Origin of the sequence: Streptomyces sp. NPDC015345, from assembly GCF_043078805.1 — a bacterium.
Lineage (GTDB): Bacteria > Actinomycetota > Actinomycetes > Streptomycetales > Streptomycetaceae > Streptomyces.
In genome coordinates, this window is the sequence record NZ_JBIBTX010000005.1 from 389,888 (window position 1) to 414,901 (window position 25,014).

Annotated in this window: 22 protein-coding genes and 1 tRNA gene; 14 read left to right on the top strand and 9 right to left on the bottom strand. The window is 70.8% G+C overall.

From position 1 onward, the window contains the following. Positions 1–33 precede the first annotated feature (33 nt). Complete coding sequence (locus tag ACF062_RS23045) at positions 34–630, top strand: Lrp/AsnC family transcriptional regulator (RefSeq protein WP_392140794.1); 597 nt, start codon at positions 34–36, stop codon at positions 628–630. 4 nt (positions 631–634) lie between these two features. On the opposite strand, the gene ACF062_RS23050 is transcribed toward ACF062_RS23045, so the two are convergent. After that, a complete protein-coding gene (locus ACF062_RS23050; RefSeq protein WP_223775737.1) occupies positions 635–1,228 on the bottom strand; it encodes a TetR/AcrR family transcriptional regulator in 594 nt (197 codons plus the stop codon). Then, positions 1,225–2,736 carry a 3-hydroxyacyl-CoA dehydrogenase gene (locus ACF062_RS23055; protein WP_392140796.1) on the bottom strand — a complete coding sequence of 504 codons (1,512 nt, stop codon included), beginning with the start codon at positions 2,734–2,736 and terminating at the stop codon, positions 1,225–1,227. Before ACF062_RS23055 ends, ACF062_RS23050 begins: the two co-directional genes overlap by 4 nt. 241 nt (positions 2,737–2,977) lie before the next feature. Here ACF062_RS23055 and paaN point away from each other — a divergent pair, with 241 nt between their 5' ends. Beyond that, positions 2,978–4,669 (top strand): phenylacetic acid degradation protein PaaN, encoded by a 1,692-nt coding sequence (gene paaN, locus ACF062_RS23060; protein ID WP_392140798.1) that lies wholly within the window; start codon positions 2,978–2,980, stop codon positions 4,667–4,669. Positions 4,670–4,696: 27 nt separating this feature from the next. Here the strand turns inward: paaN and ACF062_RS23065 are convergent, their stop codons facing one another. Genes ACF062_RS23065 through ACF062_RS23075 form a run of 3 tightly spaced genes read right to left on the bottom strand, consistent with a single transcriptional unit; the run spans position 4,697 to position 7,698 of the window. Further along, on the bottom strand, positions 4,697–5,476 hold the full coding sequence (locus tag ACF062_RS23065) for a TrmH family RNA methyltransferase (protein WP_392140800.1): 780 nt from the start codon (positions 5,474–5,476) through the stop codon (positions 4,697–4,699). A gap of 39 nt (positions 5,477–5,515) precedes the next feature. Then, complete coding sequence (locus ACF062_RS23070) at positions 5,516–6,793, bottom strand: HTTM domain-containing protein (RefSeq protein ID WP_392140801.1); 1,278 nt, start codon at positions 6,791–6,793, stop codon at positions 5,516–5,518. Beyond that, positions 6,790–7,698 (bottom strand): DUF5819 family protein, encoded by a 909-nt coding sequence (locus ACF062_RS23075; protein WP_392140803.1) that lies wholly within the window; start codon positions 7,696–7,698, stop codon positions 6,790–6,792. The genes ACF062_RS23070 and ACF062_RS23075 overlap by 4 nt, the downstream gene beginning before the upstream one ends. Positions 7,699–7,895: 197 nt before the next feature. On the opposite strand from ACF062_RS23075, the gene paaA reads away from it, so the two are divergent. The 6 genes from paaA (at position 7,896) to ACF062_RS23105 (ending at position 12,822) form a co-directional block, all read left to right on the top strand. After that, positions 7,896–8,951 (top strand): 1,2-phenylacetyl-CoA epoxidase subunit PaaA, encoded by a 1,056-nt coding sequence (gene paaA, locus ACF062_RS23080; protein WP_392140805.1) that lies wholly within the window; start codon positions 7,896–7,898, stop codon positions 8,949–8,951. Next, positions 8,948–9,238: a 1,2-phenylacetyl-CoA epoxidase subunit PaaB gene (gene paaB, locus ACF062_RS23085; protein WP_223775731.1), complete on the top strand. Its 291-nt coding sequence runs from the start codon at positions 8,948–8,950 to the stop codon at positions 9,236–9,238. The genes paaA and paaB overlap by 4 nt, the downstream gene beginning before the upstream one ends. Next, positions 9,235–9,975: a 1,2-phenylacetyl-CoA epoxidase subunit PaaC gene (paaC, locus tag ACF062_RS23090; RefSeq protein WP_392140808.1), complete on the top strand. Its 741-nt coding sequence runs from the start codon at positions 9,235–9,237 to the stop codon at positions 9,973–9,975. Before paaB ends, paaC begins: the two co-directional genes overlap by 4 nt. Beyond that, on the top strand, positions 9,969–10,469 hold the full coding sequence (gene paaD / locus ACF062_RS23095) for a 1,2-phenylacetyl-CoA epoxidase subunit PaaD (protein WP_392140809.1): 501 nt from the start codon (positions 9,969–9,971) through the stop codon (positions 10,467–10,469). Before paaC ends, paaD begins: the two co-directional genes overlap by 7 nt. Beyond that, positions 10,469–11,548: a 2Fe-2S iron-sulfur cluster-binding protein gene (locus tag ACF062_RS23100; protein ID WP_392140811.1), complete on the top strand. Its 1,080-nt coding sequence runs from the start codon at positions 10,469–10,471 to the stop codon at positions 11,546–11,548. Before paaD ends, ACF062_RS23100 begins: the two co-directional genes overlap by 1 nt. A 140-nt stretch (positions 11,549–11,688) precedes the next feature. Beyond that, the gene (locus ACF062_RS23105; protein WP_392140813.1) at positions 11,689–12,822 is read left to right on the top strand and encodes an acyl-CoA dehydrogenase family protein; all 1,134 of its coding nucleotides are present in this window, start codon (positions 11,689–11,691) and stop codon (positions 12,820–12,822) included. A gap of 55 nt (positions 12,823–12,877) precedes the next feature. Here the strand turns inward: ACF062_RS23105 and ACF062_RS23110 are convergent, their stop codons facing one another. From ACF062_RS23110 to ACF062_RS23125, 4 genes are all read right to left on the bottom strand, one after another. Then, complete coding sequence (locus ACF062_RS23110; RefSeq protein ID WP_320591960.1) at positions 12,878–13,207, bottom strand: rhodanese-like domain-containing protein; 330 nt, start codon at positions 13,205–13,207, stop codon at positions 12,878–12,880. A gap of 68 nt (positions 13,208–13,275) precedes the next feature. Further along, positions 13,276–14,253, bottom strand: a complete 978-nt coding sequence (locus tag ACF062_RS23115; RefSeq protein ID WP_392140815.1) for a hypothetical protein — start codon at positions 14,251–14,253, stop codon at positions 13,276–13,278. A gap of 57 nt (positions 14,254–14,310) precedes the next feature. Continuing rightward, positions 14,311–15,789: a DUF2252 domain-containing protein gene (locus ACF062_RS23120; protein ID WP_392140816.1), complete on the bottom strand. Its 1,479-nt coding sequence runs from the start codon at positions 15,787–15,789 to the stop codon at positions 14,311–14,313. A gap of 213 nt (positions 15,790–16,002) precedes the next feature. Next, positions 16,003–16,089, bottom strand: a tRNA-Leu gene (locus ACF062_RS23125). A gap of 606 nt (positions 16,090–16,695) precedes the next feature. Here ACF062_RS23125 and ACF062_RS23130 point away from each other — a divergent pair. The 6 genes from ACF062_RS23130 (at position 16,696) to pknB (ending at position 24,942) form a co-directional block, all read left to right on the top strand. Next, a complete protein-coding gene (locus ACF062_RS23130; protein ID WP_356575660.1) occupies positions 16,696–17,592 on the top strand; it encodes a DUF3662 and FHA domain-containing protein in 897 nt (298 codons plus the stop codon). A 10-nt stretch (positions 17,593–17,602) separates the two neighbouring features. Then, complete coding sequence (locus ACF062_RS23135) at positions 17,603–18,118, top strand: FHA domain-containing protein (RefSeq protein ID WP_127909422.1); 516 nt, start codon at positions 17,603–17,605, stop codon at positions 18,116–18,118. Positions 18,119–18,249: 131 nt separating this feature from the next. Next, the gene (locus ACF062_RS23140; protein ID WP_392140819.1) at positions 18,250–19,818 is read left to right on the top strand and encodes a Stp1/IreP family PP2C-type Ser/Thr phosphatase; all 1,569 of its coding nucleotides are present in this window, start codon (positions 18,250–18,252) and stop codon (positions 19,816–19,818) included. A 26-nt stretch (positions 19,819–19,844) separates the two neighbouring features. Then, positions 19,845–21,248, top strand: coding sequence for an FtsW/RodA/SpoVE family cell cycle protein (locus tag ACF062_RS23145; protein ID WP_392140821.1), 1,404 nt, complete (start codon positions 19,845–19,847; stop codon positions 21,246–21,248). After that, the gene (locus ACF062_RS23150) at positions 21,245–22,708 is read left to right on the top strand and encodes a peptidoglycan D,D-transpeptidase FtsI family protein (RefSeq protein WP_392140823.1); all 1,464 of its coding nucleotides are present in this window, start codon (positions 21,245–21,247) and stop codon (positions 22,706–22,708) included. Before ACF062_RS23145 ends, ACF062_RS23150 begins: the two co-directional genes overlap by 4 nt. A 167-nt stretch (positions 22,709–22,875) precedes the next feature. After that, on the top strand, positions 22,876–24,942 hold the full coding sequence (gene pknB, locus ACF062_RS23155; RefSeq protein ID WP_392140824.1) for a Stk1 family PASTA domain-containing Ser/Thr kinase: 2,067 nt from the start codon (positions 22,876–22,878) through the stop codon (positions 24,940–24,942). Positions 24,943–25,014 lie beyond the last annotated feature (72 nt).

The following is a 25,014-nucleotide window of genomic DNA, read 5'->3' on the forward strand; positions in this document are numbered from 1 at the left end:
TGCAGTACGTCCATGGTAGGGAGGCGGGGGGACATGGCATCTGAACGAATGGCCGACCAGCATGCCGACGACCGGCCGGAGCCCCGCGCGCCCGATCCACCGGAGCCTCGAATACCGGAAGCAAGGCCTCCGGAGCCCCGGCTCCCCGAGCCCCGGCCCTTGGACGCCATCGACCGCGACATCCTCCAGATCCTGCACACGGACGGTCGCGCCTCGATACGGGCCGTGGCCGAACGGGTCCATGTGTCACGGGCCAACGCGTACGCGCGCATCAACCGTCTGATCGACGACGGCGTCATCCGGGGCTTCGGGGCGCGGATCAACCACGAACGCGCCGGGCAGGGCGCGTCCGCGTACATCACGCTCAAGATCGTCCAGAACACCTGGCGCACGGTGCGCGAGCATCTGCGCGCGCTGCCCGGGGCCTCCCACATCGCGCTGGTCAGCGGCGACTTCGATGTCCTGCTCCTGGTCCACACGCCGGACAACCGCGCCCTGCGGGAGCTGGTGCTCACCCGGCTCCAGTCCATCCCCGAAGTCCTCAGCACGCGTACGTTGCTGGTCTTCGAGGAGGACGACCTGGAGAGCACCGTCAGCGCCGAACCCGGCGGTTCAGCGCCCCGTCAATGACCGCTCAGCGGTCGGTGCGCAGCCCCGCGAAGGCCAGCTGCACGACGGCGTCGGCGATCTGCGAGCCGTTGGCCGCGCCGCGGATCTCCGGGCGGTACCACTCCACGATGGAGTTGATCATCCCGAAGAGCAGCCGGGTGGCGAGGCGCAGCTCGACGTCGGAGCGCAGGTCGCCGTCCGCGACGGCCTCCTTGAGCAGCTCGGCCACCTGCTGGTCGAACTCCCTGCGCCGCTCCAGGGCCCACCGCTCGGTGTCCGTGTTGCCGCGCACCCGCAGCAGCAGCGTCACGTAGGGCAGCTCGGCGACCAGGACCTCCACCGTGCGGCGCGTGACGTACTCCAGGCGTGCCACGGCGCTGCCCACGCGCGCGTGCTCCTCGGCGAGGATCCCGAAGAGGCCGTCGATCGCCCGGCTCACCGCGCGGCGCAGCAGCTCCTCCTTGCCCGTCACATGGTGGTAGATCGACGACTTGGAGATGCCGGCCGCCTTGGAGAGGTGCTCCATGGACGTGCCGTCATAGCCGCGCTCGTTGAAGACCCGCACGGCGACGCCCAGCAGCGTCTCGGGGGTGTACGTGTCCCGCCGGGCGGTGGTCATGAGTACTCCTCTCGCACGGCTTGGCGCCGCAGTGCCTGGGAGGGCGCGTAACGCCCTGTGGGGTACTCGCCGTGCAGGAGGTCCAGCGCCTCGGCCACGCGGTACGCGGTGAGGCGGCGGCCCCATTCGACCGGTCCGAGCGGGTAGTTGACGCCAAGGCGCATGGCGGTGTCGACGTCCTCGGCGCCCGCCACCTCGCGCCCCACGGCGTCCAGGGCGAAGTCCACGAGCATCCACACCGTGCGGGCGACGATCATCCCCGGAGCGGGGCCGATGACGCTGACCTTCTTGCCGAGCGCCTGGAAGAGACCGATCGCCTCCTTGAGGGCCGGTTCGCCCACCCGGCTCGACGGGGCCAGGGCGATGCGCGTCGCGGCCCGGTAGTCCAGTGCGAGATCGAAGTGGACCGTGGGCTCCGCCGCGGCGTCGGGGGACATCCCGTCGGCCAGTTCGAGCCGTGCGCCTGCGGGCAGTTCGATGGAGCCGGGGTAGCTCGGGGTGTCCTTGCCGTGGCCGACCCGGATGCCGGCTTCCCGCATGAGGCCGAGCAGGCCGTCCGCCGCGAAGAGGTCCCCGTGGACGGTGACGGACTCCGGGGCCCGCTCGGGCCCGGCGGTGTGCGGCTCCACGCGCGGGGCGTCGTCCCCGTACGCGTACCAGCCCTGGCCCGATTTGCGGCCGAGACGGCGTGACTCGACGAGCCGGCGCTGCGCGAGCGAGGGCGTGAACTTGGGGTCCTGGAAGAACGACTCCCACACCGAGCGCGTGACCGCTTCGTTGACGTCCTGGCCGATGAGGTCGGTGAGTTCGAAGGGGCCCATCTTGAAGCCGCCGCACTCGCGCAGCACCGCGTCGATGGTGGCCGGGTCGGCGACCCGCTCCTCGTACAGGCGCAGGGCCTCGGCGTAGAAGGGCCTGGCCACACGGTTGACGATGAAGCCCGGGGTGTCCGCGCAGCGCACGGGTGTCTTGCCCCAGGCCTTCGCGGTCTCGTACGCGCGCGTGGCCGCCCGCTCGTCGGTCGCGAAGCCGCTGACCACCTCCACGAGGGGGAGCAGCGGCGCCGGGTTGAAGAAGTGCAGGCCCACGAAGCGGCCCGGCGCGCGCAGGGCGCCCGCGATGGCGGTCACGGAGAGGGAGGAGGTGTTGGTGGCCAGCAGACAGTCCTCGGCGACGACGCCTTCCAGGTCCTGGAACAGCCGCTGCTTGACGTCCAGTTGCTCCAGCACCGCCTCGACGACGAGGCCGCAGCCGGCCAGCTCGGCGAGGCTCTCGGCGGGCCTGAGCCGGGCGGCCGCGGCCGCCCGGCCCTCGGCCGTGAGCCTGCCCTTCTCGACGAGCCGGTCCAGGCGGGCACCGATCGCGTCGGCCGCGTCCTTGGCCCTGCCGGGGGCCGCGTCGTACAGCCGCACGGGGTGGCCGGCCACCAGCGCGACCTGTGCGATGCCCTGCCCCATGGTTCCGGTGCCGACCACGGCAACGGCGCTGCTGAGCTCGAGTGCTGTCATGTTCGCGATCCTCCCGCACGGTCCGTCGGCCGACGGGTCCGGGGTGGTGGTCCCGGAGGGTTCGGGGTGGTGGCCCCCGAGGGTTCGGGGTGGCCGCGGAGAAGTTGTCCACAGGTTTGGCGGACCCTGTTGTCCCGACCGATCGTTCGGTTACTCTAGCTCTGTCAGCCAGTCCCTGCCCACTGTTCCCGCCCACTCGCCAGCTCGATGGAGAGCTGACCGACGAGGAGTTGGTCCTGTCATGGCCGCCGAACTCACCGCGCACCAGCTGATCGCCAAGCACCGGCCCACCCTCGACCAGGCGCTGGAGACGATCCGGACGCGTGCGTACTGGTCCCCGCACCCCGAGCACCCGAAGGCGTACGGGGAGGACGGCAGCCTGAGCCTGCCCGAGGGCAAAGCCGCCTTCGACGCCCTCCAGGGCACCCGCTTCGACCTGGACCAGCCCGGCACGGACGACTGGGTGGGCGGGGAAGTGTCGCCGTACGGCCCGGAGTTGGGGATCACGTATCCCCACCCCGACATCGACACCCTGCTGCCCGCCATGCGCGCCGGGATGCGCGCCTGGCGCGACGCGGGCGCGGAAGCGCGCGCGATGGTCGGCCTGGAGATCCTGGCCCGGATCAGCGCCCGTACGCACGAGTTCGCGCACGCGGTCATGCACACCAGCGGCCAGGCCTTCATGATGGCCTTCCAGGCGGGTGGCCCGCACGCCCAGGACCGCGGCCTGGAAGCGATCGCGTATGCCTACGTCGAGCAGGCCCGCACCCCCGACACGGCCGAGTGGCACAAGCCCCAGGGCAAGCGTGACCCCCTCGCCATGACCAAGCGGTTCACGCCGGTGGCGCGTGGCCTCTCGCTCCTGATCGGCTGCAACACCTTCCCGACGTGGAACGGCTACCCGGGCCTCTTCGCCTCGCTCGCGACCGGCAACCCGGTCCTGGTCAAGCCCCACCCGCGCGCGGTGCTGCCCCTCGCGCTCACGGTGCGGATCGCCCGCGAGGTCCTCGCGGAGGCCGGCTTCGACCCGAACCTGGTCTGTCTGGCCGCCGAGCGGCCCGGCGAGGGCATCGCCAAGACGCTCGCCGTGCGCCCCGAGATCAAGATCATCGACTACACGGGCTCGTCGTCCTTCGGCGACTGGCTGGAGACCAACGCCCGCCAGGCGCAGGTCTACACGGAAAAGGCCGGGGTCAACACCGTCCTCGTCGACTCGACGGACGACTACAAGGGGATGCTGGCCAACCTCGCCTTCTCCCTGTCCCTCTACAGCGGCCAGATGTGCACCACCCCGCAGAACCTCCTCATTCCGCGTGACGGCATCCGTACGGACGCCGGAGCCAAGTCGTACGACGAGGTGGTGGCCGACCTCGCCGCTTCGGTGAACGGCCTGCTCGGCGACGACGCCCGGGCGAACGGCATCCTGGGCGCGCTGGTCAACCCCGACGTGCAAAGCCGCCTGGACGCCGCCGCCGGGCTCGGCGAGGTGGCTCTGCCGTCACGGCAGATCACGAATCCGGAATTTCCCGACGCCGTGGTGCGTACTCCGGTGATCGTCAAGCTGGACGGCGCGAAGCCGGACGCCGAGGCGGCGTACCTCAGCGAGTGCTTCGGCCCGGTCTCCTTCGCGGTCGCGGTCGACTCGGCGGCGGACGCGGTGGAGCTGCTGCGCCGCACGGTGCGTGAGAAGGGAGCGATGACCGTCGGGGCGTACACCACCTCGCAAGAGGTCTCCGCGGCCGTCGAGGAGACCTGCCTGGAGGAGTGCGCCCAGCTGTCCCTGAACCTCACGGGCGGCGTCTATGTGAACCAGACGGCGGCGTTCTCGGACTTCCACGGCTCGGGCGGCAACCCCGCGGCGAACGCCGCGCTGTGCGACGGCGCGTTCGTCGCCAACCGCTTCCGTGTGGTGGAGATCCGCAAGGACGCGTGACCCGCGCGCGGGACAGGCTCGGCGGGTTCAGGCCTCCAGGCCCGGAGGCCTGCCCGCCGACCAGTGGAAGAGCGCCATGCCGACGCTCGTCGCCAGGTTGTAGCTGGAGACCTGCGGCCGCATCGGCAGGGACACCAGATGATCGGCCCGTTCGCGCAGGGCGGCCGACAGACCGCTGCGCTCGGACCCGAAGGCGAGCACGGCATCGTCCGGGAGGTTCAGCCCCCGGATGTCCACGCCCTCCGCGTCGAGCGCGAACACCGGCCCCGGCGGCAGCTCGGCGGCCTCCATCCGCTCCACGGCCGTCGCGAAGTGCAGGCCGGCCCCGCCGCGTACGACCGTGGGGTGCCAGGGGTCGAGCGTCCCGGTCGTGACCACACCGGTCGCGCCGAACCCGGCGGCGAGCCGGATCACCGCCCCGGCGTTGCCGAGATTGCGGGGGTCGTCGAGCACCACGACCGGCGCGGGCCTCGGCATGCGCGCCAGCGCTTCGAGGTTGGCCGCCCGCGAGGGACGTAGCGCCAAGGCGGCCATCGCCGTGGGGTGCAGACGGGGCACCAGCGCGCGCAGCCGCTCCTCGGGGACCTCCACCAGGAGCGCGTCCAGCGCGGCTCTCACATCGGGCGCCAGTTCGTCCGCGAGGGCGAGCGCACCGGCCCGGTCGCCGGTCAGCGCGACCGGCACCCGGGCGTCGAACCGCAGCGCGTGCTTGATCGCATGGAAGCCGTCGAGCAGCACGGAGGTGTCGGCGAGCCCGCGCCAGGCGCGCACGGCGCCGTCAGGGCCCGCAGCGTCCGTCCTGGTCATGCGGGGCCCGCCGCATCCGTCCTGTTCATGGAGTGAAGCCTACGCGCGCGTGCTCGGCGGCTTTCCCGCCCCGCTGCGCGTCCGTGGGGTCCGCGGCAGAGGGCCCACGCGCGTCAGACGGGCGAGCGTCGGACGGGAGCGCGGCACACGGGAAACCACCGCTCCACGCGCGCGTGCCGCCCACCCGCCCAGGCGCAACAGGAACGACGTCGGCAGGAAGACCGCGTCGGCCGCGATCATCGCCAACGAGAAGAACGGCAGCCCGAGGACGACGGCGATCACGGCGTGCTCGAAGATCATCGCCGCCAGCAGGACGTTCTTCACCCGGCGGTTGATGAGGGTGAAGGGGAAGGCCACCTGCACGGCGACCGTCCCGTACGTCACCAGCATCAGCATTACGCCGTTGGACGACAGCAGGTCCGAGAGGGCGGGCCACGGGGAGAAGTAGTCGAGGTTCAGCGGGTAGTACACGGCCGTGCCGTCCTGCCAGCGACTGCCCTGGATCTTGTACCAGCCCGCGGTGGCGTAGATCAGGCAGGCCTCGACCATGATCAGGAGAAGGCCTGCGTTGTGGACGACATTGGCGATGACGTCGAGCAGCTTGCGCAGCTCGCCGTGCGGGGCGCGCCGGCCCACCGCCCCCCACAGGCCGTGCGCGAGCCACAGCCCCCAGAAGATCAGCAGCCATCCGCCGCTGAGTTCCCCCATGAAGGTCACGACGGACAGGGCGAGCCCGAGCACCCACCACAGCACGGGCCCGACCCGGTCGACGCCCCGGTCGGCGGCCTGGCCGACCGCTTGGTCGACCTCCTGGCCGACCGCCCTGCCCGCTTCCGCACGCGCGCGTGCCGCACGCCGCGCGTCCAGCGACCAGACCTGGCCGCACCGGGTCAGCACCAGATAGGTCGCCATGAGATGGATGACGTTGTCGCCGCCGTCGCCGATGAAGATGCTGCGGTTCTGGAGCGACAGCACACCGATCATGAACAGCACGGACATCGTGCGCGTGCGCCAGCCGAGCATCAGCAGGGCGCTGCTCAGCATCGCCAGCGCGTAGACGACCTCGAACCAGAGCCGCCCGTCCGACCACATCAGGACCGTGAAGGCGTGGTTGCCCGAGATGAGCTGCCGGGCCATGTCCCAGCCCCAAGGGCCGTCCGGCCCGTACATCTCGTGGCGGTGGGGGAATTCCCGCAGCAGGAAGAAGAGCCAGGTGGCGGCGGAACCTATGCGGACCACCGCGGTCTGGTACGGGCCGAGGGCGGCTCCCGTGACCTTGTTGACCCCCCGCACCAGCGGGCGTTCGATACGGGTCACCGGGCAGTCCCCTCGGCGTTCGGACGCGGACCGCTTCCCGAACCGTCTGACGAGGTGCTTCCCGAACCGTTCTCCGAGCCGTCTTGCGAGGTGCCTCCTGAGGCGAGCGGCAGGTCGTCGGGCGTCACGGGCCACCAGGGGAGCAGCCGGTGGACCGGCTTGGGGGAGACCTTCTCCTCGCTCCACTTGGGCGGCCGCACATTCGTGGTCCTGGAGCGCAGCTGTACGCGCACGATCTCGTCGCCCTTGCCGCCGGGCCGCTCCCGGTCGAGCCGCATGTACGCGATGCGGCGGATGTAGCGCTCGGACAGCTGGCCCCGCAGGCCGACGGGACGATTCTGCGCGTCGTGCGAGCCGGCGTAGAAGTCCCAGGCGCGCCGCAGCTCGTTCTGCTGCGTGTGGCTGGGCAGCAGGTTGCCGTCGATGTCGGCGCCGTCCCGCGCGGAGAGGTCGTACCAGTCGGTGGTCCGCACCCCTCCGTCGGCCGTGCGGAGCTCCGCCCGGGCCTGCACCGCGATGTTCTGCTGGAGGGGGTTGGGCGCGAAGAGCTTCCAGTTCTGCTCGAACTCGGGGTAGATCCACGCGTCGACCGCGTCGCCGTGCTGCTTGGTCAGGGTGTTCGAGGGAGCCACATGGAGGAAGAGCATCCCCACGTGGACGCATGCGGCCACTGCGACGAGCACGAGGGCACAGGCCGCGGCGATCTGGTGGCCGAGCTTCAGTCCGGCGATGCCGGGGGGCGGGGCGGTGGGCGCGACTGCCGGGGCGGGCGGCGCGGCAGTCGGGGTGTCGGGCGCGGCTGCCGGGTCGGGCGGCGGCAGGGCGGGCCCGGGCCCTGGGGCCTGCGGGCGGGGCCCGGCAGGCTTCCCGGGCTCCCCGCTCGTGCCCTTGTCGTTCCCGTCCATTCCGCCCCGTTCCCCGATCCCGCTCGAACCCTGCCGCCGGAACGGTACTCAGGCCCGCCCGCCGCGCACAGCGTTCGCGAAGTTATCCACAGGGTTGACACCTTATGGCGCCGCGCCGCACCATTGAATCCAATGAACCGAACGATCGGTCGGTCGGTTCGTTCGGAACGAGTTCGCTCAGGTCGAGGGGGACCGAGATGGCGACAGCAGCCGCACACGGAGCGGCGAGGACGGAGCCGGTCGACGCGACGTCCTCGGCCGAGCAGCAGGCCGCCTTCGACAAGGCGGTCGCCGCCGATGAGCGCATCGAGCCGCGCGACTGGATGCCGGATGCCTATCGCGCGTCCTTGGTCCGGCAGATCGCGCAGCACGCCCACTCCGAGATCATCGGCATGCAGCCGGAGGCGAACTGGATCACGCGCGCCCCCTCCCTGCGGCGCAAGGCGATCCTCATGGCCAAGGTGCAGGACGAGGCGGGCCACGGCCTGTATCTCTACAGCGCCGCCGAGACGCTCGGCACCAGCCGCGACGAGCTGCTCGACAAGCTGCACTCGGGCCGCCAGAAGTACTCGTCGATCTTCAATTACCCCACGCTGACCTGGGCGGACGTCGGTGCGATCGGCTGGCTCGTGGACGGCGCCGCGATCACCAACCAGGTCCCCCTCTGCCGCTGTTCATACGGCCCCTACGCCCGCGCGATGGTCCGCGTCTGCAAGGAGGAGTCCTTCCACCAGCGCCAGGGGTACGAGTCCTTGCTCGCCCTCAGCCGCGGCACCCAGGCACAGCACGAGATGGCGCAGGACGCGGTGAACCGCTGGTGGTGGCCCTCGCTGATGATGTTCGGGCCGCCCGACGACGAGTCCTCGCACTCCGAGCAGTCGATGACGTGGAAGATCAAGCGCCACTCGAACGACGAGCTGCGCCAGCGCTTCGTGGACATCTGCGTCCCCCAGGCCGAGTCGCTCGGCCTGACACTCCCCGACCCGGACCTGGTGTGGAACGAGGCGCGGGGCCACTACGACTTCGGCCCCATCGACTGGACGGAGTTCTGGGACGTCCTCAAGGGGAACGGCCCCTGCAACGACCAGCGCATCACCCAGCGCAGGCGCGCCCATGAGGAGGGCGCCTGGGTCCGACAGGCCGCGGCGGCCTACGCCGAGAAGCAAGCGGCCGCCCCCCGCACGGACAGCCCGCACGCCGGCGACACCGCACGACAGGGCACCGCCGCACAGCACGGAGAGGCGACAGCATGAGCAGCTCGACCGACTGGCCGCTGTGGGAGGTCTTCGTCCGCTCCCGCCGCGGGCTCTCCCACACCCACGCCGGCAGCCTGCACGCGCCCGACGCGGAGATGGCCCTGCGCAACGCCCGCGACCTGTACACCCGCAGGAGCGAAGGCGTCTCCCTCTGGGTCGTGCCCTCCGCCGCGATCACCGCCTCCTCGCCGGACGAGAAGGACTCCTTCTTCGAACCGGCCGGCGACAAGCCCTACCGCCACCCGACGTTCTACGAGATCCCGGAGGGGGTGAAGCACCTGTGACCGCCACACCCACCCCTGCCGCCACGTCGACGCGGGCCCAGCCCGCCCTCGCCCTGGGGGACGACGCCCTGGTGCTCTCGCACCGCCTGGGGGAGTGGGCGGGACACGCCCCTGTCCTCGAAGAGGAGGTCGCCCTCGCGAACATCGCCCTCGACCTGCTCGGCCAGGCCCGCGTCCTGCTCTCCCTGGCCGGCGACGAGGACGAGCTGGCATACCTCCGCGAGGAGCGCGCCTTCCGCAACCTCCAACTGGTCGAGCAGCCGAACGGCGACTTCGCGCACACCATCGCCCGCCAGCTCTACTTCTCCACCTACCAGACCTTGCTGTACGGCCAGTTGGCCGCCGGAGACGGCGAGTTCGCGCCCCTGGCGGGGAAGGCCGTCAAGGAGGTCGCCTACCACCAGGACCACGCCGAGCAGTGGACGCTGCGGCTCGGCGACGGGACGGCAGAGAGCCACGAGCGCATGCAGCGCGGACTCGACGCGCTGTGGCGCTTCACCGGCGAGATGTTCCAGCCGGTGGACGGCCTGGACGTCGACTGCCGGGCATTGCGGGACGGTTGGACGGCCTCGGTGACCGCCGTCATCGAGCGGGCCACCCTGACCGTGCCGGACGGGCCGCAGGTCGGTGCGTGGACGGCGGGCGCAGGGCGCCAGGGCCTGCACACCGAACCGTTCGGACGCATGCTCGCCGAGATGCAGCATCTGCACCGCAGCCATCCGGGGGCGTCATGGTGACGACCACGCCCAGCGCCCTGGAGGCGGAGCTCCTTGCCCTCGCGGGCTCGGTCCCCGACCCGGAGCTGCCGGTGCTCACCCTGGCCGACCTCGGTGTGGTGCGCGGCGTGCGGCTCCTCGCCCCCGGCAAGGTCGACGTCGAGCTGACCCCCACGTACACCGGCTGCCCGGCGATCGAGGCCATGACCTCAGACATAGAGCAGGTGCTGCACGAGCACGGCATGGGCGAGGTCTCCGTGCGCACGGTGCTCTCCCCCGCCTGGTCGACGGACGACATCAGCGCCGAAGGCCGCCGCAAGCTCGCCGAGTTCGGCATCGCGCCGCCGCGCTCCCACCCGGCGGACGGCCCGGTCCCCCTGAGTCTGTCGATCCGCTGTCCGCACTGCGGCTCGACCGACACGGAGCTGCTGAGCCGCTTCTCCTCCACGGCCTGCAAGGCGTTGCGCCGCTGCGCCTCCTGCCGTGAACCCTTCGATCACTTCAAGGAGTTGTGATGGCCCGCTTCCACCCGCTCCGGGTAGCGGCGGTCGACCGGCTCACCGACGACTCCGTGACGCTGACCTTCGACGTGCCGCCCGCCCTGCGCGAGGAGTACCGCTTCGCCCCGGGCCAGCACCTGGCCATACGCCGCTTCGTCGACGGCACCGAGATCCGGCGTACGTACTCGATCTGCTCCCCCGCCCCGCGCCCCGACGCCCCGGACGAGCCGCGGACGCTGCGGGTCGGGGTGCGCCTCGTCGAGGACGGCGCCTTCTCGACGTACGCCTTCAAGGAGCTCGCCACAGGCGACGAGCTGGAGGTGATGACTCCGGCCGGCCGTTTCACCCTGGAACCCGCTCCCGGACGCTACGCGGCGGTGGTCGGCGGCAGCGGGATCACCCCGGTGCTCTCCATCGTCACGACGCTCCTGGAGCGCGAGCCGCTGGCGGACTTCTGCCTCATCCGCAGCGACCGCACCGCCGCCTCGACGATGTTCCTGGAGGAGGTAGCCGACCTCAAGGACCGCTGGCCGGACCGGTTCCAGCTGGTGACGGTCCTCTCCCGCGAGGAGCAGCAGGCGGGCCTCGACTCCGGACGTCTCGACGAGGAGCGGCTCACGCGGCTCCTGCCGGCGTTGCTGCCCGTGGCGGAGGTCGACGGCTGGTTCCTGTGCGGCCCGTTCGGGCTTGTGCAGGGCGCGGAGCGGACCCTGCGCGCCCTGGGGGTGCCCCGTGGGCGCATCCATGAGGAGATCTTCCACGTGGACGGCGGTGTGGCCACCGCGGCCCAGGCTCCGGCCCCGACGGCCACGGTCTCGGACAGCACGGTGACGGCCACCCTCGACGGCCGCTCGGGCACCTGGCCCGTCCTGGACGGTGAGACGCTGCTGGAGACGGTCCTGCGCAACCGCGCGGACGCGCCCTACGCCTGCAAGGGCGGGGTGTGCGGGACCTGCCGCGCCTTCCGGGTCTCGGGCGAGGTCCGGATGGACCGGAACTTCGCGCTGGAACCGGAGGAGACGGAAGCCGGCTATGTACTGGCGTGCCAGTCACGTCCGGTCACGGCCACGGTGGAGCTGGACTTCGACCGCTGACCGCACGTCCCCAACCGCCGGACGCCAGGCCCCCGCCTCACCCGCGCCTCTCCCTGCCCCTCCCTGTTCCCTTCCTCTAGAACCTGTTCTATCTTGACGCCCCGTCAGGTATGCGGGACCGGTGCGCGGGAGGACAGGCAGTGGACTTCACCTTCACCGAGGAACAGCAGGCCGTGGTCGAGACGGCCAAGGCGCTCTTCGCCGACGTCGCGCCGGACGGGGTGCCGAGCCCGGCCCTCACGCCCGGGGCCGTCGCCGAGGACTTCGACCGCGCCCTGTGGTCCAGGCTGGCCGACGCCGACCTTCTCGGCCTGCTCGTCGGCGCCGAGCACGACGGCGTGGGCCTCGACGCCATCGCCCTGTGCCTGGTGCTCCGCGAGTCCGCGAAGGTCCTCGCACGGGTCCCGCTGCTGGAGAACAGCGCCGCCGTGTGGGCCGTACAGACGTACGGCGGCGATGATGTGAAGCGGCGGGTTCTCCCCCGAGCCGTGCGCGGAGAACTCGTCCTGACCGTCGCCGCCACCGGCCGCACCGGCCACGACCCGGCCGAACTGGCCGTCACCGCGCGGCGCGACGGCGGCGCCTGGCTCTTCGACGGACTGCACACGGCCGTCCCCTGGGCGCAGAACGCCGACCTGGTCGTCATCCCCGCCCACACACCCGACGGGCGCACCATCCTCGCCCTCGTCCCGCGCGACCACGACGGCCTCACCCTCGCCGAGCAGTACTCCACCAGCGGAGAGCGTCTCGCCGAGCTGCGCCTGGAGGGCGTCCGCGTCGCCGCGTCCGACGTCCTGGAGGCCGACGACGCCTGGGAACGGCTCCGCGACCTGCTCACCACCGGCGCCTGCGCGCTCGCCCTGGGCCTCGGCGAGGGTGTCCTGCGTATGACCGCTGAATACACCGGCAAGCGCGAGCAGTTCGGGCACCCCGTGGCCACGTTCCAGGCCGTGGCCGTGCAGGCCGCCGACCGCTATATCGACCTGCGCGCCATGGAGGTCACCCTCTGGCAGGCCGCCTGGCGCGTCAGCACCGGCGCGGACGGCGCCCTGCCCACCACCGCGGACGTGTCCGTCGCCAAGATCTGGGCGTCCGACGGCGTACGAAGGGTCGTGCAGACGGCCCAGCACCTGCACGGCGGCTTCGGCGCCGACACCGACTACCCCCTGCACCGCTACCACGCCTGGGCCAAGCAGCTGGAGCTCTCCCTCGGCCCGGCGGCGGCACACGAGGAGACCCTGGGCGATCTGCTGGCCACCCACGCGCTCGGCTGAAGCGGCTCAGGCAGCTCGGCGCGGGCGGGTGAGCCCATACGCCGCGGGCGCGGCCTCAGATGACGGAGCCCGGCTCGCCCTTGTCGTCGACGACGGGGCGACCCGCGGCGGCCCAGGCCTCCATGCCACCGGCGACGTTCACCGCGTCGATGCCCTGCTGCCCGAGGTACATCGCGACCTGGGCGGAGCGACCGCCGGACCGGCAGATGACGTTGACCTTGCCGTCCTGCGGCGCGGCCTCGGTCAACTCGCCGTACCGGGAGACGAATTCACTCATCGGAATGTGCAGCGCGCCCGCCGCGTGGCCCGCCTGCCACTCGTCGTCCTCCCGGACGTCCAGCAGAAAGTCGCCGCTCGTGAGGTCTTCGACGCCGACCGTGGGCACATGAGTTCCGAAAGCCATGTCCCCGACGCTACCCGACCCGCGCCCGCCCGCGGACGCGACCGGCGCGACTAGGCGGTCAGCCGCTCCAGCTCGGCCTCGCGCTCGGCGACCTGCGCGAGCAGCTGCTCGGCGATCTCGTCGAGGAGCGTGTCCGGGTCGTCGGGCGCGAGGCGCAGCATGCCGCCGATCGCGCTCTCCTCCAGCTCCTTGGCGAGGACCGTGAGGAGTTCCTTGCGCTGGGCGAGCCATTCGAGCCTCGCGTACAGCTCCTCGCTGCGGGTGAGCCGCTGCTCCTCGGGCGCCGGCCCCGCGGCCCACTCCTCGGAGAGCTCTCGCAGCAGCGCCTCGTCCCCGCGGGCGTACGCGGCGTTGACACGCGTGATGAACTCCTCGCGCCGCTGCCGCTCACCCTCTTCCTGCGCCAGGTCCGGGTGGGCCTTGCGGGCCAGCTCGCGGTAGAGCTTGCGGGCCTCCTCGCCGGGCCGCACCCGCTGCGGGGGCCGCACCGACTGATCGGTCAGCATCGCGGCGGCCTCCGGGTAGAGCCCCTCGTCGTCCATCCAGCCGTGGAACAGTTCCTCGACGCCCGGCATCGGCATCACCCGCGCCCGCGCCTCTTCCGCCTTGCGCACGTCCTCGGGGTCGCCGGTGCGGGCCGCGGTGGCCTCGGCGATCCGCGCGTCCAGTTCGTCGAGGCGCGCGTACATCGGGCCGAGCTTCTGGTGGTGCAGCCGGGAGAAGTTCTCGACCTCCACCCGGAAGGTCTCCAACGCGATCTCGTACTCGATCAGTGCCTGCTCGGCGGCGCGCACGGCCCTCTCGAGTCGCTCCTCGGGCCGCGCGACCGGCTCCTCACGAGGCGCTTCGCCCTCGCCCGCGCCTTGTGACCGCGCCCTGAGCCGCTCCTTCAGCTGGTCCTTGAGCCGCCCCTCGGAGCCCGGCCGCCGCGCCCCCTCGCCGGGGGTCTCAGGAGACGCGGAGGCCTCAGAAGACACGGGGGTCTCAGGGGACTCGGGCTGCGTCGGCTCGGCTTCCGGGATCGTCACTCGTCCAGCGTAGGGCACCCGGCGCCCCGCCCCGGAAGCACACCGCGAGCACGTCCGTCACACCCCCGCCTCGGCGGCTATCCGCCCCTCCTTGACCGCCCGCACCAGCAGCGCGTGATCCGCCTCCGTACGGTCCGCGTACGCCGTCGCGAACCGTGCCATCGCCTCGTCCAGCTGGTCGCTCTTGCCGCAGTACCCCGCTATGAGGCGTGGGTCGGCGCTGTGCGCGTGGGCGCGGGCCAGCAGGGCGCCGGTCATGCGGCCGTAGTCGTCGAGCTGGTCGGGGCTCAGCGCCGCCGGATCCACGCTGCCCTTGCGGTTCCTGAACTGGCGTACCTGGAAGGGCCGTCCGTCCACCGTCGTCCACCCGAGGAGGAAGTCGCTGACGACCTGCATCCGCTTCTGACCGGACACCACCCGCCGCCCCTCGTGCTCGGTGTCGGGCACCTTGAAGCCCGCCCCGGGCAGATGCGGCAGCAGGGCGGAGGGCCGCACCTCCTTGACCTGGAGCACCAGCGGCTCGCCCCGGTGGTCGAGCAGCAGCACCACATAGGACCGCAGGCCGACGCTGCCCGTGCCCACCACGCGGAATGCCACGTCCTGGATCGCGTACCGCCCGAGGAGCGGCAGCCGGTCCTCGGTGAGCGTCTGCCGGTACTCCCCGAGGGAAGCGGCCACGGCGGCCGCTTCCGCGTCCGGTACGCGGCGCAGCACGGGCGGAGTGTCGACGAAGCGCCGCCCCTCGGAACCGTCACCGCCCTCGACCCGCTCCGTCGACTTCGCGGCGAACCGGGCGCTCGTGTTATGCCGGGCCTTCTCGGAGACGCGCTCCAGCGTGCCGAGGAGGTCACGCGCGTCCGTGTGCGAGACCAGTTCCTCGTCCGCGATGGCGTTCCACGCGTCCAGCGCCGGGAGCTTCGCGAGCAGCCGCATGGTGCGGCGATAGGCCCCGGCGGCGTCCAGCGCGGCGGCCGCGCAGACGTCCTCGCCGGCCCCCGCCTCGCGCCCCGCGAGGACCAGGGAGGTGGCCAGCCGCTTGAGGTCCCACTCCCAGGGGCCGTGCACCGTCTCGTCGAAGTCGTTGAGGTCGATGACGAGGCCGCCGCGCGCGTCCCCGTAGAGCCCGAAGTTCGCCGCGTGCGCGTCCCCGCAGATCTGCGCGCCGATACCGGTCAGCGGGGCGCGCGCGAGGTCGTACGCCATGAGTCCCGCGGAACCCCGCAGGAACGCGAAGGGAGAGGCGGCCATCCTGCCCACCCGGATCGGCGCGAGCTCTGGAAGCCTGCTGCGGTTCGACTGCTCGACGGCGGCCAGGGGGTCAGGGCGTCCGACGCCCTCTTCGAACTGTGCGTGCGCGGAGCGGGCGACCCGCTTACGCAGCGCCTTGCCCTCGTCCTTGGGAGATCCCTGCGCGGGCCAGGACGCGAACCCCGGCACCCTCGGCAGCCGCCCGTCCGGCGCCGCATTCCGCCCCCGGCCGCCTCGCTGCCCGGGAACCGCGCCCCCGAACCCCTCGCTCCTGCTCAGCTCCGCCATGCCCATCGCCCCCCGCCGAAACCCGCCCGACCAACGGCCCTGGCCTCGAAGGTACCGCCGCTCGTCGACACCCGTCAGAGCCTGTGGATAACTTCGGTGACATACATCACTGCCCCGCCCCGGGCAGCGGACGAGTCGATCTCGGACCGGCGACGGACACAAAGAGAAGCGGCCCCCCTTCGGACTTTCGTCCGGAGGAGGACCGCTTCCTCATGGTGCGCGAGGGGGGAGTTGAACCCCCACGCCCTTTCGGGCACTGGAACCTGAATCCAGCGCGTCTGCCTATTCCGCCACCCGCGCATGGGTGTTGTCTTTGGGTCTCTCACTGTGTGGTGCGAGCGCCTGCCGACATCCAGAAGATTAGCACGCTGCGGAGGGTGGATTCACATCCGTATTCGGCGGGCACCTGCCAAGGGATCCGCCCCTCATCGGCACGCGCCACCGTCCCCGCTCCCACCCCCCCCCCGCGTCCGAACCCCGCGCTCCCGCCCCCGCTCACACCCCCAGGCTCCACACCACGCCCGACCCGCACTCGACTCCCGCCCGCTCCCGAACACCCCGAACACCCGTCCACGCCCCACCCGCGACCCACCCGCGCCGCCCCGCTCCCCACCGAGCCGCCGAGGTCGGCAGCCAGGTGCGGGACACTGGATTGGGACCCCCTCTACGATCCCTGGTAAGAGGAGTCTTGAGCAGGCATTCCGAGCATCCACCCGGAAGGGTTTCCGGAACCGGAAGTCAGGGGCTCGTCAGGGGTCCTGGGAGGATCCCTGGGGCCTGGTGCGGGCATGCCTTGTGAGAGGCGACACTCGTCGACTGGGCGGACAGGGGGAACCAGCCGATTTCCCGGCGCGTGGATACGATCAGTAAGCAGTACCAGGATGACTACGACGGAGGAGGTGCCCCATGGGAGTCCTGAAGAAGTTCGAGCAGCGACTCGAAGGTCTGGTCAACGGCACCTTCGCCAAGGTGTTCAAGTCCGAGGTTCAGCCTGTCGAGATCGCCGGCGCCCTCCAGCGTGAGTGCGACAACAACGCGACGATCTGGAACCGCGAGCGGACCGTCGTCCCCAACGATTTCATCGTGGAGCTCAGCGCGCCCGACTTCGAGCGTCTGAGCCCCTACTCCGGGCAGCTCGGCGACGAGCTCTCCGGCATGGTGCGCGACTACGCCAAGCAGCAGCGCTACAGCTTCATGGGCCCCATCAAGGTCCACCTGGAGAAGGCCGAGGACCTCGACACCGGCCTGTACCGCGTCCGCAGCCGCACGCTCGCCTCCAGCAGTTCCCAGGCTCCCGAGCGGGCCGCGACGGGCCCCGGCCCCAGCGGCCCCGCGGCTCCCGGCCGCGGAGCGGGCGGCGGCTATGGCTATCCGCAGCCGCCTTCCTCCGGTTCCTCCGGGGCTCCCGGTGGCGCACCTCCCATGCCGGCGGCACCACCGCCCGGCGCCGGCCGCCCCGGCGGCCAGTCCCCGGCGGCGGCGAGGCCTTCGGGCCCCGGCGCCGGTCCGCTTCCGGGCGCCCAGGTGCGGCGCTGGATCGAGATCAACGGCAACCGCCATCAGATCTCCCGCCCGACGCTGGTGCTGGGACGCAGCACCGACGCCGATGTGCGGATCGACGACCCCGGCGTCTCCCGCCGGCACTGTGAGATCCGGACCGGAACGCCCTCGACGATCCAGGATCTCGGGTCTACCAACGGCATCGTGGTAGACGGGCAGCACACCACCCGCGCTACGCTCCGCGACGGCTCGCGGATCGTCGTGGGCCAAACCACCATCGTTTACCGGCAAGCCGAAGGGTGAAGCGGGGGCAATGTCAGAGCTGACCCTGACGGTCATGCGGCTAGGTTTCCTAGCTGTTCTGTGGCTGTTCGTGATCGTGGCCGTCCAGGTCATCCGCAGCGACCTGTTCGGAACGCGCGTCACACAGCGCGGTTCGCGCCGCGAGCGGCCGCAACAGGCCGCCCGACAGCAGCAGGCCGCGCCTCCCCAGCAGCGCCAGCAGCAGGGCGGCGGTGGCCGCCAGCGCCGCGGCGCCCCCACCAAGCTGGTCGTCTCCGAGGGCATCCTCGCGGGCACGACGGTCGCGTTGCAGGGCCAGACCATCACGCTGGGCCGTGCGCACGATTCGACGATCGTGCTGGACGACGACTACGCCTCCAGCAGGCATGCCAGGATCTACCCGGACCGTGACGGCCAGTGGATCGTCGAGGATCTCGGGTCCACCAACGGCACGTATCTCGACCGGACCCGACTCACCACCCCGACGCCCGTTCCGCTGGGCGCGCCGATCCGCATCGGCAAGACCGTCATTGAGCTGCGGAAGTAGTGCTACATCATGAATGAGCGCGAGCGGAGCGAGCGAGCCGAAGCGGCTGTCCAGGCACTGGACGCCGGCGCGCTCCCGACCGGAGGGTGGGCACCGTGCGGATGTACCCGGAGCCGACGGGCGAGGTGCGCATGAGTCTCTCTCTGCGTTTCGCCGCCGGATCGCACAAGGGCATGATCCGGGAGGGGAACGAGGACTCCGGTTACGCCGGCCCCCGTCTCCTCGCCATCGCCGACGGCATGGGGGGCCAGGCGGCGGGCGAGGTGGCGAGTTCCGAGGTCATCTCGACGCTCGTCACGCTCGACGACGACGTTCCGGGCTCGGACATCCTGACGTCACTCGGCACGGCCGTGCAGCGGGCCAACGACCAGCTGCGGCTGATGGTCGAGGAGGACCCCCAGCTGGAGGGCATGGGGACGACCCTGACCGCCCTCCTGTGGACGGGGCAGCGCCTCGGTCTCGTACACGTCGGTGACTCGCGCGCGTACCTCCTGCGGGACGGCGTGCTCACGCAGATCACTCAGGACCACACCTGGGTGCAGCGCCTCGTCGACGAGGGCCGCATCACCGAGGAAGAGGCCACCACCCACCCGCAGCGCTCCCTGCTGATGCGCGCGCTGGGCAGCGGTGACCATGTGGAGCCGGACCTCTCCATCCGCGAGGTCCGCGCCGGCGACCGGTATCTGATCTGCTCGGACGGCCTCTCCGGAGTCGTGTCGCACCAGACCATGGAGGACGCCCTCGCGTCCTACCAGGGCCCGCAGGAGACCGTGCAGGAGCTGATCCAGCTCGCCCTGCGCGGCGGCGGCCCCGACAACATCACGGTGATCGTCGCCGACGTCCTGGACATCGACAGCGGCGACACCCTCGCCGGTCAGCTGTCCGACACCCCCGTGGTGGTCGGCGCGGTCGCCGAGAACCAGCTCCAGTCGCAGGACGACGGCGCCATGCAGACGCCCGCGGGCCGCGCGTCGGGCCTCGGCCGTCCGGTGCCGCCGCAGAGCCCCCATGGGCAGGGCGGCGGCTTCGGGCCCCCCGGAAGCGGCGACACCAGGGGGTACGCCCCCGAGGGCAGCTTCGGGGCGTACGACGACGATGACTTCGTGAAGCCCGGCGGCGGCCGCAAGTGGGTCAAGAGATCCCTCTACGCGGTGCTCGCGCTCGCCGTCATCGGCGGCGGTCTCTACGGCGGTTACCGCTGGACGCAGACCCAGTACTACGTGGGCACGAAGGACGAACACATCGCCCTCTACCGCGGCATCGACCAGGATCTCGCCTGGGTCAGCCTGTCGAAGGTGGAGAAGGACCACCCCGAGATCGAACTCAAGTACCTGCCGCCGTACCAGCGCAAGCAGGTCGAGGCCACCATCGCCGAGGGCAACCTCGACGAGGCCAGGAGCAAGATCCAGGAGTTGGGTCTCCAGGCCTCCGCGTGCAAGAAGGACGCCGAGCGCCGCGAGGTGGAGCGCGAGAACCGCAAGGAGAACGCCAAGCCCGGTGAGGGCGAGGCGGGCGGCACGACCGGCTTGACCAAGGCTCCGGGCGACGACCCCACCACGAACCCGTCGGACCCGGCCGACAAGAACGACAAGAACAGCACGACCGACAAGAACAAGTCCAAGACCGCACCGACTCCCACACCCGGCCCCAGCCTCTCCGAGGATGAGCAGAAGCTGGTCCCGCTGTGCGGTAAGCAGTAAGCAGCCGTTGGGGGCCTCTGCACGCCATGAGCAGTACTACACAAACGTCGACGATCGGCGCGATCGGAGCGCCGAGCCGGCGCAACACCGAACTCGCGCTGCTCGCTTTCGCGGTCGTCATCCCGTTGTTCGCCTACATGAATGTGGGACTCGCACTGACGGGCGAGGTGCCCACCGGCATGCTCGGGTACGGGATGGGACTCGGCCTGCTCGCAGGCGTCGGGCACATCGTCGTACGCAAGTTCGCCGCGTACGCGGACCCGCTGTTGCTGCCGTTGGCGACGTTGCTCAACGGCCTGGGGCTGGTGGTGATCTGGCGGCTCGACCAGTCGGAGAAGCTCCAGCAGAGCAAGACCTTCGTCGAAGCCGCGCCCAACCAGCTGATGTACTCGGCGATCGGCGTCGCACTCTTCGTCGCCGTACTGCTCCTGCTCAAGGACCACCGCGTCCTGCAGCGCTATACGTACATCTCGATGGTCGGCGCGCTGATCCTGCTGCTCCTGCCGCTGGTGCCCGGCCTCGGCAGGAACGTCTTCGGCGCCAAGATCTGGATCAGCGTCGGCGGTTTCTCCATCCAGCCCGGTGAGTTCGCGAAGATCGTCATCGCGATCTTCTTCGCCGGCTATCTGATGGTGAAGCGCGACGCGCTCGCGCTCGCCAGCCGCCGCTTCATGGGGCTGTACCTGCCGCGCGGCCGCGACCTCGGTCCGATCCTCGTCGTCTGGGCCATGTCGATCCTCATCCTGGTCTTCGAGACCGACCTCGGTACGTCGCTGCTGTTCTTCGGCATGTTCGTCGTGATGCTGTACGTCGCCACCGAGCGCACCAGCTGGATCGTGTTCGGTCTGCTGATGTCCGGGGCGGGCGCGGTCGGCGTGGCCTCTTTCGAGCCCCACGTGCAGCAGCGTGTGGACGCCTGGCTGAATCCGTTCGCCCCCGAGACCCTCCAGCAGACCGAGCAGATCGCCCAGTCCCTGATGGCCTTCGGCTCCGGCGGTGTCCTCGGCACCGGGCTCGGCCAGGGCAACTCCGACCTCATCGGCTTCGCCGCCAACTCCGACTTCATCCTCGCCACCTTCGGCGAGGAGATGGGTCTGGCCGGCGTCATGGCGATCCTGCTCATCTACGGCCTGATCGTGGAGCGCGGCGTCCGTACGGCGCTCGCCGCCCGCGACCCGTTCGGCAAGCTCCTCGCGATCGGCCTCTCCGGGGCCTTCGCCATCCAGGTCTTCGTCGTCGCCGGCGGCGTCATGGGCCTGATCCCGCTGACGGGTATGACCATGCCCTTCCTGGCGTACGGCGGTTCCTCCGTCATCGCCAACTGGGCCCTGGTGGGCATCCTCATCCGGATCAGCGACACCGCGCGCCGTCCCGCCCCGTCCCCCGCCCCGAACCCCGACGCCGAAATGACCCAGGTGGTCCGACCGTGAACAAGCCCCTGCGCCGGATCGCGATCTTCTGCGGGCTGCTCGTCCTCGCCCTGCTCGCCCGGGACAACTGGCTCCAGTACGTCCAGGCCGACACCCTGGCCAAGCACGAGAAGAACCGCCGCGTCACCATCGAGCGCTACTCCCAGCCGCGCGGCGACATCATCGTGGACGGCAAGCCCATCACCGGCTCCAAGGCCACCCCGGGCAGCGACCTGAAGTACAAGCGGACCTGGAAGGACGGGCCCATGTGGGCCCCCGTCACCGGCTACTCCTCGCAGCGCATCGGTGCCAACCAGCTGGAGTACATCGACGACGGCATTCTCACCGGCAACGACGACCGGCTCTTCTTCCGCCGCACGCTCGACATGCTGACCGGCGAGAAGAAGGAGGGCGGCAATGTCGTCACCACTCTCAACGGCGCCGCGCAGAAGGCCGCGTACGAGGGTCTGAAGGGCCGCGGCAAGGGTGCCGTCGCCGCGATCGACCCGTCCACGGGCGCGATCCTGGCCCTCGCCTCCACCCCTTCGTACGACCCCGGTGACTTCGCGGGCAACACGAACGAAGAGGCCGAGAAGTTCATCGAACTCGACAAGGACAAGGACAAGCCGCTGGTCAACCGCGCGCTGCGCGAGACCTACCCGCCCGGCTCCACCTTCAAGGTGGTCACGGCGGCGGCCGCCCTCGAGCACGGCCTGTACGACGACATCGACGGCAAGACGCGCTCGCCGCTGCCGTGGGTCATGCCGAACACCACCACCCCGCTGAAGAACGAGGGCGACCTCCCCTGCAAGAACGCCTCGCTGCGTGAGGCGCTGCGGGTCTCCTGCAACACCGTCTTCGGCAAGATCGGCTCCGATCTCGGCAAGGACAAGATGCTGGAGACGGCGAAGAAGTTCGGGTTCAACTCCGAGCAGTTCGTCCCGGTGCGCTCCAACGCCTCCAACTTCCCCGAGGAGATGGACAAGCCGCAGACGGCGCTGTCCTCCATCGGCCAGTTCGAGACCGCCGCGACGCCGCTTCAGATGGCCATGGTCGCCTCCGCGATCGCCAATGACGGCACGCTCATGGAGCCGTACATGGTCAGCGAGCTCCAGGCGCGCAACCTCGACGTCGTCGAGAAGCACTCGCCCAAGGAGATGAGCGAGCCGCTCTCGAAGGAGAACGCCCAGAAGCTCCAGGAAATGATGGAGACGGTCGTCAAGACGGGTACGGGCACCCGGGCGCAGATCCCCGGCGTCACTGTCGGCGGCAAGACGGGTACGGCGCAGCACGGCGTCGCGAACAGCAAGAACCCGTACGCCTGGTTCATCTCGTATGCCAAGACGGACTCCGGGTCGCCGGTAGCCGTCGCCGTGGTCGTCGAGGACAGCGCCGCCGACCGGGGCGACATCTCCGGTGGCGGGCTCGCGGCGCCCATCGCCAAGGACGTCATGAAGGCAGTCATCGCCAGCAAGAAGTGACCCCTGTCACGGCCCCTCCACATCGGTGCACGTTGCGGTACCGGTCCGGTATCGGGTGACGGTCGAGGCCGGGTCACGCAAGTCGAGCCGGGTACGGTATGCCCGGACAGCACACCGCCGGACCACACAAGGTGCGGTCGGGACCGACGGAGAGGGCTGGATTAGCTATGGAAGAGCCGCGTCGCCTCGGCGGCCGGTACGAGTTGGGCCAGGTGCTCGGCCGTGGTGGGATGGCAGAGGTCTACCTCGCGCACGACACCCGCCTCGGCCGGACCGTGGCGGTGAAGACGCTGCGGGTGGATCTCGCCCGCGACCCGTCGTTCCAGGCCCGGTTCCGCCGTGAGGCCCAGTCGGCCGCCTCGCTCAACCACCCGGCGATCGTCGCGGTCTACGACACCGGTGAGGATTACGTCGACGGGGTCTCCATCCCGTACATCGTGATGGAGTACGTCGACGGCTCCACGCTGCGTGAGCTCCTGCACTCCGGCCGCAAGCTGCTGCCGGAGCGCGCCATGGAGATGACGATCGGCATCCTCCAGGCCCTGGAGTACTCCCACCGGAACGGCATCGTCCACCGCGACATCAAGCCCGCGAACGTCATGCTGACGCGCAACGGCCAGGTCAAGGTGATGGACTTCGGCATCGCCCGCGCCATGGGCGAGTCCGGCATGACGATGACGCAGACGGCCGCGGTCATCGGCACCGCCCAGTACCTCTCGCCCGAGCAGGCCAAGGGCGAGCAGGTCGACGCGCGCTCCGACCTGTACTCGACCGGCTGTCTGCTCTATGAGCTCCTGACGGTCCGGCCGCCCTTCGTGGGCGACTCACCGGTCGCGGTGGCCTATCAGCACGTACGTGAGGAGCCGCAGGCCCCGAGCGTCTTCGACGGAGAGATCACTCCGGAGATGGACGCCATCGTCCTGAAGGCCCTCACCAAGGACCCCGACTACCGCTACCAGTCGGCCGACGAGATGCGCGCCGACATCGAGGCGTGCCTGGACGGCCAGCCGGTCGCGGCCACCGCCGCCATGGGCGCGGTCGGCTACGGCGGGACCGACGGCTACGGCGCCGACCAGCAGACCGCGATGCTGCACCCGCAGAACGGCGGCGGCCAGACGTCCATGATGCCGCCGGTCAACCCTGACGACGGGTACGGCTACGACGAGGGCGGCCACGGCCGCCGCCAGAAGAAGAACAACACGTCGACGTGGCTGCTCATCCTCGCGGGCGTCCTGGTCCTGGTGGGGGCGATCCTCATCGGCAAGTTCGCGTTCAGCGGGGACGGTGGCGGCGACGGCACGATCAAGGCGCCGAACTTCGTCGGCGACACGCTCGCCGAGGGCAAGGAGTCGGCCACCAACGCCGGCGTCGAGCTCAAGGTGGGCAAGCGCGAGCCGTGCGAGAAGTACCCCAAGGGCGAGATCTGCGCGCAGACCCCGGCCGCGGACACGGACATCGAGAAGGGCGACACGGTCACGGTGACCGTCTCGTCGGGCACCCCGAAGATCGCTGTGCCGGATGTGCAGGGTCTGACCTACGCGAAGGCCAAGGAACAACTCACCGACAAGGGCTTCAAGAACGTCGAGAAGACGACACAGGAGTCCGACCAGACCCCGGGCATCGTCATCGCCCAGGACCCCAAGGGCGACACGGAGGCGGAGAAGAGCGAGACCATCACGCTCACCGTCGCCCAGGAGAAGAAGCAGGTCAGCGTCCCCGACGTGACCGGCCTCGACTACTCGGCCGCGGAGAAGCGGCTCAAGGAGAGCGGCTTCACCGCCACGCGGTCGGACGTCGCCTCCGATGAGGTCGACGAGGGCAAGGTCATCAAGACCACGCCCGCCGCCGGCACGCCGGCCGACCCGGGCTCCACGGTCACCGTCCAGGTCGCCAAGGCGCCCGAGGAATCCACCGTCCCGCCGCTGACCGGGCAGAAGCTGAAGGACGCCCGCAAGGCCATCGAGGACGCGGGGCTGTCCGTCGGGTCCATCACGGGGCCGCAGGACGACGACGCGCTCGTGGTCTTCTCCGATCCCACCGCGGGCACGAAGGCCGTCCCCGGTACGGCGGTCAACCTCACCACCGCGGGCGGCAACGGCAACGGCGGGAACGGCGGCGGCAACGGCAACGGCGGTAACGGCGGCGGAGACGACGGCGGTGGCTTCATCGGCGGCCTGTCGCAGCGTGACTCCCACCGCGACTCGCACTGGGGCTCGAACCGCGGCGACGACTGATCCGGCTCGGCACACCGCATGAAGCAGAGCCCCGGTACCGCTGAGCGGTACCGGGGCTCTGTCATGTCGACC

What these genes read in the sequence shown, in the direction of transcription:
- ACF062_RS23065 (WP_392140800.1), bottom strand. Translation starts at nt 5,476, where the DNA reads ATGACCAGGACGGACGCTGCGGGCCCTGACGGCGCCGTGCGCGCCTGG.
- paaN (WP_392140798.1), top strand. Translation starts at nt 2,978, where the DNA reads ATGGCCGCCGAACTCACCGCGCACCAGCTGATCGCCAAGCACCGGCCC.
- ACF062_RS23140 (WP_392140819.1), top strand. Translation starts at nt 18,250, where the DNA reads ATGAGTCTCTCTCTGCGTTTCGCCGCCGGATCGCACAAGGGCATGATC.
- ACF062_RS23100 (WP_392140811.1), top strand. Translation starts at nt 10,469, where the DNA reads ATGGCCCGCTTCCACCCGCTCCGGGTAGCGGCGGTCGACCGGCTCACC.
- ACF062_RS23135 (WP_127909422.1), top strand. Translation starts at nt 17,603, where the DNA reads ATGTCAGAGCTGACCCTGACGGTCATGCGGCTAGGTTTCCTAGCTGTT.
- pknB (WP_392140824.1), top strand. Translation starts at nt 22,876, where the DNA reads ATGGAAGAGCCGCGTCGCCTCGGCGGCCGGTACGAGTTGGGCCAGGTG.
- ACF062_RS23055 (WP_392140796.1), bottom strand. Translation starts at nt 2,736, where the DNA reads ATGACAGCACTCGAGCTCAGCAGCGCCGTTGCCGTGGTCGGCACCGGA.
- ACF062_RS23075 (WP_392140803.1), bottom strand. Translation starts at nt 7,698, where the DNA reads ATGGACGGGAACGACAAGGGCACGAGCGGGGAGCCCGGGAAGCCTGCC.
- paaA (WP_392140805.1), top strand. Translation starts at nt 7,896, where the DNA reads ATGGCGACAGCAGCCGCACACGGAGCGGCGAGGACGGAGCCGGTCGAC.
- ACF062_RS23145 (WP_392140821.1), top strand. Translation starts at nt 19,845, where the DNA reads ATGAGCAGTACTACACAAACGTCGACGATCGGCGCGATCGGAGCGCCG.
- paaB (WP_223775731.1), top strand. Translation starts at nt 8,948, where the DNA reads ATGAGCAGCTCGACCGACTGGCCGCTGTGGGAGGTCTTCGTCCGCTCC.
- paaD (WP_392140809.1), top strand. Translation starts at nt 9,969, where the DNA reads ATGGTGACGACCACGCCCAGCGCCCTGGAGGCGGAGCTCCTTGCCCTC.
- ACF062_RS23045 (WP_392140794.1), top strand. Translation starts at nt 34, where the DNA reads ATGGCATCTGAACGAATGGCCGACCAGCATGCCGACGACCGGCCGGAG.
- ACF062_RS23130 (WP_356575660.1), top strand. Translation starts at nt 16,696, where the DNA reads ATGGGAGTCCTGAAGAAGTTCGAGCAGCGACTCGAAGGTCTGGTCAAC.
- ACF062_RS23050 (WP_223775737.1), bottom strand. Translation starts at nt 1,228, where the DNA reads ATGACCACCGCCCGGCGGGACACGTACACCCCCGAGACGCTGCTGGGC.
- ACF062_RS23120 (WP_392140816.1), bottom strand. Translation starts at nt 15,789, where the DNA reads ATGGCGGAGCTGAGCAGGAGCGAGGGGTTCGGGGGCGCGGTTCCCGGG.